The 14,026-nt window shown below is 64.6% G+C and carries 13 protein-coding genes, 1 tRNA gene and 1 pseudogene; 8 read left to right on the forward strand and 7 right to left on the reverse strand.

Translation table 11 applies throughout. From position 1 onward, the window contains the following. Window positions 1–56: 56 nt before the first annotated feature. Together B7G54_RS09450 and B7G54_RS09455 are read right to left on the reverse strand one after the other, a co-directional pair. On the reverse strand, window positions 57–2,267 hold the full coding sequence (locus tag B7G54_RS09450; RefSeq protein ID WP_085039184.1) for a hypothetical protein: 2,211 nt from the start codon (window positions 2,265–2,267) through the stop codon (window positions 57–59). Between the two features lie 322 nt (window positions 2,268–2,589). Further along, window positions 2,590–3,405: a tyrosine-protein phosphatase gene (locus B7G54_RS09455; protein WP_279628061.1), complete on the reverse strand. Its 816-nt coding sequence runs from the start codon at window positions 3,403–3,405 to the stop codon at window positions 2,590–2,592. A gap of 397 nt (window positions 3,406–3,802) precedes the next feature. Between B7G54_RS09455 and B7G54_RS09460 the strand changes: the two genes are divergently transcribed. The 4 genes from B7G54_RS09460 (at window position 3,803) to B7G54_RS09475 (ending at window position 6,927) form a co-directional block, all read left to right on the forward strand. Further along, window positions 3,803–4,516 carry a class I SAM-dependent methyltransferase gene (locus tag B7G54_RS09460; RefSeq protein ID WP_085038872.1) on the forward strand — a complete coding sequence of 238 codons (714 nt, stop codon included), beginning with the start codon at window positions 3,803–3,805 and terminating at the stop codon, window positions 4,514–4,516. A 158-nt stretch (window positions 4,517–4,674) separates the two neighbouring features. Then, a tRNA-Pro gene (locus B7G54_RS09465) sits at window positions 4,675–4,751 on the forward strand. A gap of 142 nt (window positions 4,752–4,893) precedes the next feature. After that, window positions 4,894–6,102: an outer membrane protein assembly factor BamC gene (bamC, locus tag B7G54_RS09470; protein WP_085038873.1), complete on the forward strand. Its 1,209-nt coding sequence runs from the start codon at window positions 4,894–4,896 to the stop codon at window positions 6,100–6,102. A gap of 534 nt (window positions 6,103–6,636) precedes the next feature. After that, window positions 6,637–6,927 (forward strand): putative quinol monooxygenase, encoded by a 291-nt coding sequence (locus tag B7G54_RS09475; protein WP_085038874.1) that lies wholly within the window; start codon window positions 6,637–6,639, stop codon window positions 6,925–6,927. Window positions 6,928–6,967: 40 nt separating this feature from the next. On the opposite strand, the gene B7G54_RS09480 is transcribed toward B7G54_RS09475, so the two are convergent. From B7G54_RS09480 to B7G54_RS09490, 3 genes are all read right to left on the reverse strand, one after another. Beyond that, window positions 6,968–7,225 (reverse strand): DNA-binding protein, encoded by a 258-nt coding sequence (locus B7G54_RS09480; protein WP_085038875.1) that lies wholly within the window; start codon window positions 7,223–7,225, stop codon window positions 6,968–6,970. A 136-nt stretch (window positions 7,226–7,361) separates the two neighbouring features. Continuing rightward, on the reverse strand, window positions 7,362–7,640 hold the full coding sequence (locus tag B7G54_RS09485) for a hypothetical protein (RefSeq protein ID WP_011351789.1): 279 nt from the start codon (window positions 7,638–7,640) through the stop codon (window positions 7,362–7,364). A gap of 222 nt (window positions 7,641–7,862) precedes the next feature. After that, window positions 7,863–8,579, reverse strand: a complete 717-nt coding sequence (locus tag B7G54_RS09490; protein WP_085038876.1) for a YdcF family protein — start codon at window positions 8,577–8,579, stop codon at window positions 7,863–7,865. A gap of 157 nt (window positions 8,580–8,736) precedes the next feature. On the opposite strand from B7G54_RS09490, the gene B7G54_RS09495 reads away from it, so the two are divergent. Further along, a complete protein-coding gene (locus tag B7G54_RS09495; RefSeq protein WP_085038877.1) occupies window positions 8,737–9,054 on the forward strand; it encodes a hypothetical protein in 318 nt (105 codons plus the stop codon). A gap of 197 nt (window positions 9,055–9,251) precedes the next feature. On the opposite strand, the gene B7G54_RS39640 is transcribed toward B7G54_RS09495, so the two are convergent. Then, a complete protein-coding gene (locus B7G54_RS39640; protein WP_085038878.1) occupies window positions 9,252–9,503 on the reverse strand; it encodes a hypothetical protein in 252 nt (83 codons plus the stop codon). 201 nt (window positions 9,504–9,704) lie between these two features. Further along, window positions 9,705–10,100: pseudogene (locus B7G54_RS09505) on the reverse strand (transposase); the annotation flags it as partial. Window positions 10,101–10,530: 430 nt separating this feature from the next. Between B7G54_RS09505 and B7G54_RS09510 the strand changes: the two are divergent. The 3 genes from B7G54_RS09510 to scpB all read left to right on the forward strand — a co-directional run bounded on the left by B7G54_RS09510 (window position 10,531) and on the right by scpB (window position 14,015). Continuing rightward, window positions 10,531–11,433 (forward strand): LysR family transcriptional regulator, encoded by a 903-nt coding sequence (locus tag B7G54_RS09510; RefSeq protein ID WP_046545490.1) that lies wholly within the window; start codon window positions 10,531–10,533, stop codon window positions 11,431–11,433. A gap of 75 nt (window positions 11,434–11,508) precedes the next feature. Further along, window positions 11,509–12,711 carry a pyridoxal phosphate-dependent aminotransferase gene (locus B7G54_RS09515; RefSeq protein WP_085038879.1) on the forward strand — a complete coding sequence of 401 codons (1,203 nt, stop codon included), beginning with the start codon at window positions 11,509–11,511 and terminating at the stop codon, window positions 12,709–12,711. A 272-nt stretch (window positions 12,712–12,983) separates the two neighbouring features. Continuing rightward, on the forward strand, window positions 12,984–14,015 hold the full coding sequence (gene scpB / locus B7G54_RS09520; RefSeq protein WP_085038880.1) for an SMC-Scp complex subunit ScpB: 1,032 nt from the start codon (window positions 12,984–12,986) through the stop codon (window positions 14,013–14,015). Window positions 14,016–14,026 lie beyond the last annotated feature (11 nt).

Below are 14,026 nucleotides of genomic sequence, written 5' to 3' on the forward strand. Positions count from 1 at the left end.
AAAGCCCGGTTGGCAACGTGCCACCGGGCTTTTTTCATGTGCGTCGTGCATGCACGTCAACGCGATGCGAGCGGATTCTTTTGCCCCATGTCGACGACCAGCGTGCCGTCCGGCAGCATCCGCACCGAGCCTTGCGCGACCTGGCTACGGTAGCCGTACAGGTCGAAACGCATCGGGCCGGACTCGGCCGAATTCCGGATCAGCGCGCGCACGTTCAGTTCGAGCACGTTGAACATCTTCATGTCGCCGCCTTCCATCCACATGTAGCTCGGCGCATCGATCTGCGGCCGCTGCGGCGCAGGTGTACCCGCCGCGCGCCTGAACGTGAGGCGCAGCCCGTCGCGCTCGACGCTTGCCTGTCCGAGCTTGCCGTTCAGCACGGGCGGCGGGAACACGGTGTACTGATCGAGCACGAGTGTGTCGCCGCGCAGTTCCGCGCCGCGCCGCTGCAACGGCGTCAGCGAAGCGAGCTCGATGCCGAGCGAACGCAGCAGCTTCGCCTGCGGAATGCCGAGCACCGACACCTGGGACGGCGTGAACGCGAGGTGCCGGTCGTCGAGCACGGACAGCGAGCCCTTCATGTCGGTCGGCAGCCAGACGCCCGGCACGTGGTTCCATAGCTTGATGCCGCCCTGGACGCGCAGGTTCGTGCCGTCCGCGCTCAGTTGCAGTTCGTTGAGCGAGCGCGGCGAGTAGTCCAGCAGATAGTTGTTGAAGAGCGCGGACATCGCCTTCCACGACTCGACGACCGTGCCGCCGAGAATGCGAATGTCGTACTGGTTCGGATCGTCGAGATCGACGGGGTCACCGGGCCGCTTCGATACGAGTTCCACGTCGAGATCCTCGACGTGAAAGCCGATATCCCCGGACAGGTTGAAGTCGACGTTGCGCAGGTGGATCGTCGGATTGCGGTTCGACACGTGCCGTTCGTTGAACGGCGTGGTCGACGTGCGCCGCATCGCGACCTTCTGCATGCCGGGGTGGGCGGTGTTCGCCACGAGTGCGTAGGCTTCCCAGTGCTGGCGTATGTCGCGCAGCGCATTCTGCTGTGCGGCGAGGAAGCTGTCGTTCAGGCGCGCGGCCGCGTTGCCGAGCAGCGCACCGCTGGCCGGGCCCGCGTACGAAGGCATCCGGATCGCCATCGCACCGCTTTCGTCGAAATTGAAGTAGCCGGCCGAGACCTGGTCGCGATAGTGATACAGGTCGAACACGAAGGTCTGGTCGCGCTTCGCCGGATCGACCGGGCCGATCAGGATGTCCGCGTTCATCGGCATCGAGCGCATGAACTTCACGTCGCCGCCGCGAATGTACATCGCCTGCTGCGGTGCGTTCGCGGGCATCGCGAAGCCGGCACGCGTGCCGTCGTCGAGCTTCAGGTCGAGGCCGGCCGGCGTCACGCGCAGCGCGGTGATCGTGAGCTTCAGGCGCGGCGGCGGCATCAGTTTGTCGACCGACATCACGAGATCGTCGCCGGCGAGCTGCGCGATCGGCGTCTGGACTTTCAGCAGGTCGGCCATCTTCACGTTGGCCGCACGCATCACCGGCTGCGCGTTGATGCCCGATACGCGCACGCCCGTCGGATGGAACACGAGCTGGCTGCCATCGCGGATCGCGAGCGTGCCGGTCAGCGAGAACGGCACCCAGCCATCGCGCTGCATTTCGCCTTGCAGGTGGATCACGCCGTCGCCGGCGGACACGGCGAGCTTGCGCAGCGGCGCGTTGCGGTAGCCGAAGATGTAGGTATTGAAGAGGGCGGTCAGCTTCGCGTTGTCGAGCGTGACCGTACCTTCATGTACGTCGATCTCGAAACTCGTCGGATCGTCGAATACGATCGGCGCGCCGGCCTGCGTCGGCACGAGCGTCGCTGACAACTGGTGGATGAAGAAGCCGAGGTTGTTGACGATGCGGAAATCGACGTCGCGCAGGAACGTCATCGCACCGTTCTGGCCCGAGTCCCGCAGCGTGAACGGGCGCGGTTGCGTGAGGCTGATCGATGCAAGCGACGGCACGGTGCGTGCGACTTGCTGCTCGCGGGCGAGGCGTTCGGCTTTGGTGCGTTCGATCTTCGTCGATGCGACCGACGTGTTGCCGTCACGCTGCGCGGACGATTCCGCGCAACCGGCACACAGCAGCGCGAGCGCCAGCGCGCCGCAGCCGAATACACGGGATGTCGCGGGCGAGAGGGAGCGGGCCGCGCGTGGCGGGCCGGAAATCCAGTCGAAAATTGCCAAAGGCGAGCGATGGCCGCGCCGGACCGCATTCCGCATCGTCTGTCTCCAAGTCTTGTCGTGATCGACGGCGGCGCGCGCCACAGCACTGCACGGCGCGAGCGTCGATGCCGTGCAGTGTGTCATAGCGTGCTAGAGCGGCGTTACCAAACAACGGGCGCTGGGGCAGAGCGGGCCGGCGGGCTGCCGGACAACGGATTCGGGGTGGTTGGGCGACCGGATCAAACGGTCGTTTGGTTTGCGCGCTCCCTCGCTGGCGGATGTCGCTGCGTCCAGGCAAACCCGCTCCAGCCTTGGCCAGTGCGGGTTTCGCCGGATACGAGGTGCAGCAGCCGGTATGGTCGAAGCGGCCCGTGGGCGATCAGACCAGCATGTGCTGGCGGATTGCATTCAGCGTCGCCTGGTCGAGTTGCAAGCCGTTCGCGATATACGACGTCATCGAGCCGTATGACGCAGTCGCCTGATCGAACGCCGCCTGCAGATAGTCGGTGTGCGCGCCTTGCAGCGCGGTCATCATGTCTGCCGCATTTTGGCCGCCGGCTTTTTGCGCCTGGGCGATCGATGTGGCGATTTCCGACGCACTATAGACGTTGGTCAGCAGATAGTCGGCGAGTATCGTCGATGCAGAGATGCCGAGGATCGTGTGCAGGATGGCGGTCGCCCAGCCCGTGCGGTCCTTGCCGGCCGTGCAGTGGAACACCTGGTTTTCGCCGGAGGCGGCGAAGCCGGTGAAGAGTGCGTGATAGCTGGCATGTGCGGTGTCCGACGTGACGAATGCGCGGTACATGCTCAGCATGAATGCCGTCGCGGTGGCGCCGGTGGTCGGGATCGGATCGATGCTGGCGGCCCCGAGCACGTTGAGGTTTTGCCAACTGGCGCCGGACAGCGGCACATCCGGTTGCGACTTGATTTCGGCCGGCGTGCGCAGGTCACAGATCTGCCTGATGCCGAGCGTGCCGACGGTGGCGACGTCGGCGGCGGACAACGCGAGCGCGGATGAGCGATAGACCACGCCTTTCTTCATCTTCGCGCCGCTTGTCGTCACGTAGCCGGTTCCGTCCGGCCCGGCCGTGTCGCGAAAATTCGATGCCGAACTCAGCCGTGGTGTCGTGACCGGCGCGACCGAAATCGAGTCGCCTCCGCATGCCGACAGAAGCGACGCGCTCCCCAGCGCCACGCCGATCGTGCCGGCGCCCAGCCGGAGAAAATGTCGACGGGAAATTTCTTTTTTCCGATGCATTCAATGCCCTTTGTCGGAGACGGTTACAAAAGGTCGCGACTGCGGTGGTGACCGAAGCCGCCTCCTGTATCACGCGCGACGCAGCATAGCCGGGGCGGGCCGGATCGATCGGCATGCAGTCGGACGGTTCGCCCGTGCGCATCGATCTCGCACCGGTAACCGCACGGTAGCGATTTGCGGCGAACCGGCCATCGTCCTTTTCGATTAGGGCCGAATGCGGGTTGCCGGTGTCGGCTGCGCGCCGTCGACCGGTAGGATCGGTGGCAGCGGCGAGGTAAGATCGGCATCAGTGGCTGTATCGACCAAAGCACAGTAGCCATTACGGGGGAGCGTCATGGATCTCAAGGAAGTCGACGTATTGGGTGCGGGCGTGGGCGATCACTGGTACTACGCGTCGAAGGCGAGTGCGATCCGCCGGTTCCTGGGTGCGTCGGGCGCGAACCGGATACTCGATGTCGGTGCGGGCTCCGGCTTCTTCTCGAAGCACCTGCTGGAGCGTACTCAGGCGACGGAAGCATGGTGTGTCGATACGAGCTACGCCGACGATACCGATGGCGAAGCGTCCGGCAAGCCCATCCACTTTCGGCGCTCCGTTGATCGATTCGATGCCGATCTCGTGTTGCTGATGGACGTGCTCGAGCATGTCGACGACGATGTCGGCCTGCTGATGCAGTACGTAAAGGGCGCGCCGTCGGGCAGCCGGTTCCTGATCACGGTTCCTGCGTTCCAGTTTCTCTGGAGCGGCCATGACGATTTTCTCGAGCACAAGCGCCGATATACGCTCGGCAGTCTCGAGGACGTGGTGCGTCGCGCGGGGCTCCACGTCGAGCACGGCGCCTATTATTTCGGGCTCACGTTTCCGCTCGCGGCAGCGTTGCGGCTGGGCGAGCGGGCGCGCCGGCATCCGCGTGAGCCGGCGTCGCAATTGCGCCGTCACCATCCGTTCGTCAACGGCCTGCTCAAGACGATCTGTCGGATCGAGTTGCCGATGTTCCGCTTCAATCGCGTCGCCGGCCTGACGGTCATCTGCGTCGCGCGCAAGCAGTGAATGCGATGCGGGGCCATGGGGCCGATGCGCAGGGCGCTACGGCATGCGCGTCATTGCTTGCATCGGTACGGGCACGCCAAAAAATTTCGCAAGAATATTCACAAAATGCATGCGACCCGTTCTAAATCGGAAAACTGTCTGTTATAATTTTTTTCTTTCGGGGCGTAGCGCAGCCTGGTAGCGTACCTGCATGGGGTGCAGGTGGTCGGAGGTTCAAATCCTCTCGCCCCGACCAGACAAAAAAACCCGCGTCGGCTCAGGCTGGCGCGGGTTTTTTCTTGCCGGTCGCTTTTTTGCACATCGCGGCGCGGCCCCGGTAAAATGCAAGGTTGATCCACGGAAAGCGCCGTGATTTAGCGGAAGAGGATTCCCCGAACATGACTGATCTTCGTCTTACCATGCGGTTCGCTGCAGTGCTCGCCACCGGCGCGCTCGTCGCCGGTTGCGGTACGTCGTCGCCCACGAAAGTGGACTACAAGAGCGATTCGAAATCGAAGGAAGCGTCGCTCGCAGTGCCGCCCAACATGCTCGACGAGACGGCCGATCAGCGTTCGCTGCCGCCCCAGGGCGGCGCGACTTCCCTGTCCGCGCTTCAGCAGGTCCAGCAGGCAGCACCAGCGCTGGACACCGTTGCTCCGGCCGTAGCCGGCATGCATATCCAGCGGGACGGCACCGAGAGCTGGCTCGTGATCGACGGCAAGCAGCCGGCCGACGTCTGGCCGCAGGTCCGCCGTTTCTGGCAGGAGCAGGGCTTCCTGCTCGTCGTCGACCAGCGCGACAAGGGCGTGATGGAAACCGACTGGAACGAAACCCATCCGCAGATCAACGATGGCCTGATCCGCAGCGTGATCTCGAAGGCGATGGGCAACTCGTATGTGACGGCCGAGCGCAACAAGTACCGCACGCGTCTCGATTCGGCGCCGAATGGCGGTACCTATGTGTTCATCAGCCAGAAGGGAATGCGCGAAGCGATCACGGGCGCGAACAACGATTCGAGCAAGTGGGAGCCGAAGCCGAACGATCCGGCGCTCGAGACCGAATACCTGAAGCGGTTGATGGCCGTGCTCGCACAGAACGAGCAGCGCGCGAAGAACGGCGAGCCGCCGATCGCGAACATCAAGGACAACACGGTACCGAAGGAAAAGAAGGCCGACGCCGACGCATCGTCGAAGGCCGCTGCAGCGATTGCCGCACAAAACGTCTCCCGCACGTCGGCGCAAGGCAACGATACGGCCGATGCCGCCGTGCCGTCGGAAGTCACGCTTGGCGAGCCGTACGATCGATCGTGGCTGCACGTGGGTCTCGCGCTTGATCGTGCGAACTTCACGGTCGACGATCGCGATCGCACGAAGGGCTTGTATTTCGTACGCTATGTCGATCCGAAGGATCTGACTTCGGCCGAGCAGGGCTTCTGGAGCCAGCTGTTCCACGGCAAGAAGGAAAAGCAGGCGAAGCAGTACCGTGTCAACGTGAAGGCGCTCACCGGCGACCAGACGCGCGTGGCGGTCGTCGACGATTCGGGTGCGATCGACACGTCGTCACCGGCTCGCCAGATCATGGGGCTGCTTGTGAATCAGCTCCGCTGATTTCGACGTTCCTCCGCACCAATGAAAAGCCCGCCACATGGCGGGCTTTTTTCATGGCCGCTCGCCGGAACCCGCGTGTGCGGGACGTTCGGCCTCTCCTCGTGACGTTACGTAACATCCGCGCGTTACAGCGGCAGAACACATGCCGCATGGGTGCTGGCTAAAAAAATTTATCCTTATAAATCAATTGGATGGCCGGCATGTTGGGGCTGGCACGCAATCTGCTTTATATGTGGGAATCGTTGAAGCAGGGAGGATGGCGTCAGATACCGGGGGCGCTATGAGCGCCCGACCAACGGAATCGACGTTTTCGAATGCCGACGCGACAAGCGTCGGCGCAACGGATGACGATCCGCGCCAGCGTGCGGATCTCGATGGCCCCGTCGCCTATCCTCGTAGGGCGACGGTTTCGCCCGCGCTTCTCTGAAGCGCGGGCTATTTTTTTGGCCGTCGTGCGATGCCGTGCTGGCATAGCCGATGCACGGTGAGTGATTCGCGTATTCTCGGACTTTTCCAGATGAAAGGGGAGCGAGAATGGCGGAAATTGCAGTCGTGGCGCTGATCGTGGCGAAGCCGGGCGCCGAGGAGAAGGTGCGTGCCCAGCTCGAAGGGATCGTCGAGCCGACCCGCAACGAAGCAGGGGCATTGCAGTACGACCTGCACCGGGATCTGAAGGAGCCCGCGCGGTTCGTATTCGTCGAGCGCTGGGAAAGCGAGGAGGCGCTGGCGGCTCATGCACGTTCTGCGCACATTCTCGCTTATCGGGAGGCGGCGGCGAACTGGATCGAGCGTTCCGAAATCCGCGTGCTGTCGAAGCTCGTCTGAGCCGTGCGGGGCGACCGGACGCGTCCGGTCGCGGGGTGCGTCAGTGCGCCGTGTTGGGTACGTCGAGGATCAGGATGATCGTCCAGTCGGCGTCGCCGTCGTGATGATACTGTCGCTCGGCAACGATGAACGGTTGCTGCTTGCCTTGCGGGCCGAGGAAAAGCACGTCGCCCTCCATCGGCAGGCACTCGATCGGCGGCAGCGCGAGGAACGCGTCGGTCGAGCCACGGGGCATCAGTTGCTTGATCTGGCGAGTGGCGGCTTCGGTCCACTCGATGTCGAGTTGAATGTTGCTCATGCTGTCCTCCGCACCGGGGTGCGCACGGGTGGAAAAATTCGGTGCGCGACTTTAGCACAGCGCACGGGCACCGCAACCAAAAAAGCCGAACCCGGTTGCCCGGATTCGGCTTTTCGCTTGTGCGGTGCCGCCGAACTTACTGGCTGGCAGCGTCTGCGGCCTTGGCAGCCTTCTTGCCGGCCTTCTTCGCGGCAGCCTTGTGGTGAGCAGCCTTCTTGCCGTGGTGATGCTCTTCCTGCATCGCCGGCTGTGCGGCTTCAGCCGCTTGCTGCTGCTGCAGCGCCTGTGCGCGCTGCTCGATCTCGGAGATCTTGGCCGGATCGGTAATCGTCTTGATTTCCGTGCTCTCTTGCGCATACGCTGCGCCAGTCAGCGCCGACATCGCTACCAGGATAGCCAGGGACGTCTTCTTCATTGCTTTACCTCCGCTAAGTGGTGATGAACCCGAGTGTTGCCGTTTTGTCTGGCGACTGCAATCGAGTGCGTGTCGAGTGTAACAAAAGTGACGGATCAATGTGCATCGGATCGCGGCGCGGCGCAAGGCCCCGTTGAAGTCGCGCAACACTTCGCACCCTTCGTCACGTGCCTGCCATCGTCGCCGCCGCGGATATTTCCGTGCCGGTTTCTTCCGAGGCAGTCAGAACCACCCGAGCCATCGATAGACATGGAACTGCGCGATGCCGACCAGTTCGTGCAGCGCGCGCTCGGCGTTGGCCACATTGCGCCAGCGCGGCAGCCAGCCCGTTTGCGCGCGCCGGCGATTCGCGTACACGGGCTGCGGGTCGATGCCGAAACGGCGGAAATCGAGCAATGCGCGGCGCATCTGGTACGACGAAGTGACGAGAATGCGTGTGTCGTCATACTGTGAGCGTAGTATAGGCGCAGTGAATTTCGCATTTTCGTAGGTCGTGCGGCTATCCGGTTCCAGAACGAGGTCCGCGGGAGCGACGCCTTCGGCGACGAGTTGCCGCCCGTAGACGGCCGCCTCGGTTTCGCCGTGATGCTGCGGGTCGCCGCCCGACATCACCACGGTGCAGCGTTCGGCTTGCTGCCGGCAGGTGCGGTAGAGCGCCGCGACCTTGTGGATGCGGGCGGCTCCGTCAGGTGGCGGCCGCAATCCGGTGTCGGTGCGCCGGGTGCCGGCACCGATGAGAATCAGTGTGGTTCGCCCGTGCATGTCCGGGTGCTCGACGGGTACGACGCCTGCCTCGCTCCAGGCGATCAGCGGCGCGGCGAGCCAGCCTGTCGCGAGCAGCCAGAACAGCGCAACGGCAACGGTCGAGATGATTCGCCGCCGCTTGCGGCAGAGCATGAAACAGATGAAGAGAAGTACAAATGAATCGAACAGAATCAATTTGATTGGGGTATGGTGTCTTTTTATGGACGGCTGACGATCCGGCCCTGACGCGACGCCGAACGTTGGCCTCCAGAATCGGTGGCGGTATCGGCGGGCGGAGACCCTGCCCGGCGCGCCGCTTCGCATTGTCGCTGCACTTTAAGAAAGAATCGAGATGGCCACGTATTCCAACGAAGCGGTGCTCGACGCATTGAGGCGAGTGCAGTACCGCCAGGTACCGTGGGCGCGCCGCCCTGGCGTGTTCGAGTATCTCCGTTCGCTCGGGCTGATGGACACGGTCAGGCAGAAAACCGTTGCCCCTGCGCCGGGCTTCCATGCGCCGGTCGACATCGCCGTGCTGACCGAGAGCGGTCGAGCCGAATTCTCGCGCCTCGAGCGCGACGAGAAATTACTTTCCTGGACCGATCGCCGCATGGCCGACTACGCATTGAGCGAAGCGAGTGCCGTGGTGATTCTCGAAAGCCGCCTGTAGCGGCCGATCATCCCGCCACGCGCATCGCCGCGCGCTTGGCGATGCCCCCAAAAAAAAGCCCGTATCGCGAGGATACGGGCGTACCGGATACTTTTGCTGTTGCCACGCTGTGCTCATGGCAACGTTGTGACTCGCCGCATGCGGCGCAGTTCCCGGCAGCGGGCATTTTCTTTGGCGAAATCCTGATATTGGCAGGACTACGGATGACGCGGCACGTCCGACGGCTGCGAGCCGATGCGCGCTCGCGCATTGCTGGCGATGTCGCCGCGCAGGTCGCCGCGCGGCACAGTCTGTCGGCTGGACGGGTTGGCGGCCGGTGGCTGGCGCAGGGTGTTCCGGTGATCCTGCTGACGATGGGGCGGCTTCGCGCGATCGTCGGCGTGGGCTGGAGCGGACAGCGCCAGGGAAACGACAATGCCGCATGCGACGAGCAGTGACATTGGTTTCATGGCGGGGCTCCCTTCAAGCCGTCGACGCGGCCTGTTGATATGTCGCTAAGGTAAGCGCGGGAGTGCAGGCTAGCTGTAAATATTGGTAAATAGATGTATCGGGGCACGACAACGGTAATCGACGGCAACGCAGGCGTCGCGAACAAGTCGCGTCGCAGAAAGAAACCGGGCGGCCGAAGCCGCCCGATCGAGTATTCGTTACGCCATCTTGACGGGCGCGCGCCAGGATTCCGGATTGGTCCAGAAGGCGCCGCGCAGCCGGTCGCGGCTCGGCGGAGCGGGCGGCTTCGCAGCGCTTGCGCCGATGCGCCCGCGCAGGGAGATCTGCCGGCCGCTCGTGCCGAGTCGCTTCACGATTTCGGCGAGCGTGCCGTCCGCTTGCCATTCGTCGAAGCGACGGCGGCAAGTCGGCGGTGACGGATAGCGGCCCGGCAGCTTCGACCAGCCTTCGCCCGTCGACAGCACCCACAGCACGGCGTTCACCACCGAGCGGGCTTCCACGCGGGGGCGGCCGCGCCGCTCACTCCGTGCGGGTTCCGAGCAAAACAGACCCTCGACCAGCGCCCACTCGTTATCTCTCAAATCGTCGAACAGCATCATGTCCTCACCTCAGCGAAGCTAACTCCGGTGCGCTGCCCTGCGCCGCGCACTCTTCAAGCACTCGATCATCGAGTGCCGGGTGGGGGCGTCCGGTTGGCCGGCAGCGGCGTTTCTGCTCTTCCGTCCGACGAAACCTGCGCCCTGTGCGCAAGGTAATGCACGAAGCGTGCCATGTCGGAGGTAATTCCCTCGAGAGCCGCTTGGCAGCGAGCTAACGGCTAAGTCAGCTAGGGGCGTATAAGACGCCAAAATAACCCGGCAGCAAATCGGGACAATCACCAATCTTGTGCAGTTCGCCCGCGCTACGTGCGTTCGCGGATGTATTGCACCGCAGCGAAACATGTGGGGCGGGTGCCTGATTCGACATCGACACCGGATTCGCGCATTAAAATCGTGCATCGATATCGACGATTGATGAGGTCAGGAAATGAACGTCACGCTGCGCCAGCTTCGCGTCTTCATCGAGGTCGCGCGGCTCAAGAGTTTCAGTCGCGCGGGCGACGAGATCGGGCTCACGCAGTCCGCGGTCAGCCGCTGCGTGCGCGAGCTCGAGGCCGAGCTCGGGTTGAAGCTGATCGACCGCACGACACGCGACGTGCAGCTGACCGATGTCGGCGCGAACCTGATCGCGAGTGTGTCCCGCCTGCTCGACGATCTCGACGACACGCTGCGCGAGATTCGCGAGATCGGCGAGCAACGTCGCGGGCGCGTGATCGTCGCGGCAAGCCCGACGATCGCCTGCCGGCTGATGCCGCGCGTGGTTGCGTCGTGCGAGCGCCAGTTTCCGTTCGTAACGCTGGGCTTGCGCGACGACGTGCAGAGCGATGTGTTGCGCAAGGTGAAGTCGAGCGAGGTCGATTTCGGCGTCGTGATCGGGCCGCTCACGGTGGCCGATCTCGTCTGCGAATCGCTGATGACCGATTCGTTTTGCCTGGTCGCGCGCGCCGACCATCCGCTCGCGGCGCGTGCCGAGGTGCCCTGGACGGCGCTGGACGGCGAGCGTCTCGTGCTCCTCGATCATGCGTCGGGAAGCCGGCCGCTGATCGATGCCGCGCTGGCCGCCCATCGCGTCAACGCGACGGTCATGCAGGAGCTCGGGCATTCGGCGACCGTGTTCGGACTCGTCGAGGCTGGCGTCGGCGTGAGCGTGCAGCCGTGGCTATCGCTGCCGCTGCCTGCCGGCTCGACGCTCGTCGCACGGCCGCTCACGCCACGCACCGAGCGCACGGTCGAGCTGGTGCGCCGCCGCGACCGGTCGTTGTCGCCCGCTGCGCAGGCGATCTGGGAACTCGTGCGGCAGATGCCGGCGAGGGCGGAGGACCTCGACTGACGTACACCGGCGCGCGCCAGTCCGGCTTGCGGGCCGGTACACTACGCGGATCGTGTTCCTCGATGGTGGTTTTCGATGGTGCGTTCCGCAGATTCTCTTCCGGTGGCCGGCGCGCCGGCGGTGCGCGACGCGGTGCACGCGTTGCGTCCGTCGTTGATCCGGGAAGTGGCCAACGCCGGCTTTGGCGTGCCGGACATGCTGCCGTTCTGGTTCGGCGAATCCGATCGCGTGACGCCGGACTTCATCCGCGACGCCGCAGCGGCGGCGCTGCGCGATGGCGCAACCTTCTACACGCACAATCTCGGTACCGCACCGTTGCGCGACGCGATCGCGGCCTACGTCAGCGCCCGTCACGGTGCAACGGCGGCCGACACGGTGGCCGTGACGAGTTCCGGCGTGAGCGCACTGATGCTGGCCGCGCAGATGCTGGTCGGTCCGGGCGACCGCGTCGTCGCGGTCACGCCGCTGTGGCCGAATCTCGTGGAGATTCCGAAGATCCTTGGCGCGCGGGTCGAGTGCGTGCCGCTCGGCTATGGCGAGGCGGGCTGGCAGATCGATGTCGGGCAACTGCTTGCGGCACTGACGCCCGATACGCGGATGCTGCTGGTCAACTCGCCGAACAATCCGACCGGCTGGACGATGTCGCGCGACGATCAGCAAGTCGTACTCGCCCATTGCCGCCGCCACGGTATCTGGCTGGTTGCCGATGAGGTGTACGAGCGGCTCGCGTTCGACGCGGGCGGCGCGCCGTCGTTCCTCGACATTGCGTCGCGCGACGAGCGGGTCGTCGTCGTGAATTCGTTTTCGAAGGCATGGGCGATGACGGGCTGGCGCCTGGGATGGCTCGTTGCGCCGGCAGCGGTGATGGGCGACCTGTCGAAGCTTGTCGAATACAACACGTCGTGTGCGCCGGGCTTCGTGCAGGCCGCGGCTGAGGTCGCGCTGCGAGATGGCGAGCCGTTCGTGCAGTCGTTCGTCGCGGCGCTGCGCGATGCGCGCGATCACCTGGTTGCCGCGCTATGCACCCTGCCGGGCGTCGAGGTGCCGCCTCCACCGGGCGCGATGTACCTGTTCCTGCGCCTGCCGGGCGCGGCCGACAGTCTGGCCTTCTGCAAGACGCTGGTGCGCGAGGCGGGGCTCGGTCTCGCGCCTGGGCGGGCATTCGGCCCGGAGGGAGAAGGGTACGTGCGCTGGTGCTACGCATGTGATCCGGCACGACTCGACGCGGGTGTCGAGCGGCTGCGCCGGTTCCTCGCGCGTGGCGCGGCCATGCGCTGAAGCGGGGCCGGAGCGGACTCGGTGCGCTGCCGGCAGCCCGTTCAGCTCATCTTTACGCACCGGGCAATTTTGCGTAATATGGCGCTCAGTCACGCGGTTCCGTCGTTGAGCCGTGCTGTTCCGTCCGGTTTGGGCCTGGCCTGAAGTTGGTTCGCCGCCCCCGGTTCGTGCTCCCATCAATATGACCGATCAGAATCGGGCGAGCGCGTCTTCCGTTCCTTTCGTCTGTTTGTTGATCCGGTTCGTTTGACCACAGGGTCTGGCCTAGCTGCATGAATACCCAAGAGGCGAAGATCGTCCTCGAGACTGCTTTGATCTGCGCGCAGGAACCGCTGAAACTCGGCGATTTGCGCAAGCTCTTTGCCGACGGCGTGTCGGCTGACACGGTCCGCACGTTGCTCGAAGATCTGAAACAGGATTGGTCCGGCCGCGGCGTCGAACTGGTGGCGCTGGCGACCGGATGGCGCTTCCAGAGCAAGCCGGCGATGCGTCACTACCTGGATCGTCTGCATCCCGAGAAGCCGCCGAAATATTCGCGCGCGGTGCTCGAAACGCTCGCGATCATCGCGTACCGGCAACCCGTCACGCGCGGCGACATCGAAGAGATTCGCGGTGTCACGGTCAATACGCAGGTGGTCAAGCAACTCGAGGATCGCGGCTGGATCGAAGTAATCGGTCATCGCGACGTGCCGGGGCGGCCGGCGCTGTACGCGACGACCAAGCAGTTCCTCGACGATCTCGGCCTGAAGGCGCTCGATGATCTGCCTGCGCTCGAAGAGCCGGCCGCGAACATCGAGGCTGCGCTGCTGGCGCAGCAGGCAATGGATTTCGACGGGGACATGCCGGCTGCCGACGACGCAGCGGGCGACGCGCCGCACGCGGATGAGGCATCAGCTGGTCAATCGGCGGGATTGCCGGGAGATCCGGCGGCCGACATCGTGTCGGCGCAGGAAATCCCGAGCCGCGATACGCTTGGTGCTGATCGCGTGCAAGCGGAACAATTGGAACAGGCTGGCGCCGAAGCAGTGCCGGCCGGTGTGCAGCCCGAGCCGCTGCGCGCGGATTGGAGCGAGGAAGATCGCAAGCCGGCTGCCGAAGCGGTTGCCGGAGACGGAGCGGAAGCGGCCGGCGACACGCCCGGCGAGGCCGGTCAGGCCGACGCCTCCCGTTCCTGTCCCGCGGACGGCGAGATGCTGGACGACTCGTCCGACAGTCTCGCCGATGCCGTACGAAGCGCCAGTGCACCCATCGGTGCCGACGCGCTGCCGGACGACGAAGCAGAACCCAAACAGCGTCGCGCCTGATCGCGGCCAAC

The sequence above is a fragment of the Burkholderia puraquae genome, assembly GCF_002099195.1.
Classification (GTDB): Bacteria; Pseudomonadota; Gammaproteobacteria; order Burkholderiales; family Burkholderiaceae; genus Burkholderia; species Burkholderia puraquae.

Bases quoted from the DNA above. Each gene is read 5' to 3' on its own strand.
- B7G54_RS09460 (WP_085038872.1), top strand. From the start codon at position 3,803: ATGGATCTCAAGGAAGTCGACGTATTGGGTGCGGGCGTGGGCGATCAC.
- B7G54_RS09510 (WP_046545490.1), top strand. From the start codon at position 10,531: ATGAACGTCACGCTGCGCCAGCTTCGCGTCTTCATCGAGGTCGCGCGG.
- B7G54_RS09495 (WP_085038877.1), top strand. From the start codon at position 8,737: ATGGCCACGTATTCCAACGAAGCGGTGCTCGACGCATTGAGGCGAGTG.
- B7G54_RS09450 (WP_085039184.1), bottom strand. From the start codon at position 2,267: ATGCGGAATGCGGTCCGGCGCGGCCATCGCTCGCCTTTGGCAATTTTC.
- B7G54_RS39640 (WP_085038878.1), bottom strand. From the start codon at position 9,503: ATGAAACCAATGTCACTGCTCGTCGCATGCGGCATTGTCGTTTCCCTG.
- B7G54_RS09515 (WP_085038879.1), top strand. From the start codon at position 11,509: ATGGTGCGTTCCGCAGATTCTCTTCCGGTGGCCGGCGCGCCGGCGGTG.
- scpB (WP_085038880.1), top strand. From the start codon at position 12,984: ATGAATACCCAAGAGGCGAAGATCGTCCTCGAGACTGCTTTGATCTGC.
- B7G54_RS09480 (WP_085038875.1), bottom strand. From the start codon at position 7,225: ATGAGCAACATTCAACTCGACATCGAGTGGACCGAAGCCGCCACTCGC.
- B7G54_RS09485 (WP_011351789.1), bottom strand. From the start codon at position 7,640: ATGAAGAAGACGTCCCTGGCTATCCTGGTAGCGATGTCGGCGCTGACT.
- bamC (WP_085038873.1), top strand. From the start codon at position 4,894: ATGACTGATCTTCGTCTTACCATGCGGTTCGCTGCAGTGCTCGCCACC.
- B7G54_RS09475 (WP_085038874.1), top strand. From the start codon at position 6,637: ATGGCGGAAATTGCAGTCGTGGCGCTGATCGTGGCGAAGCCGGGCGCC.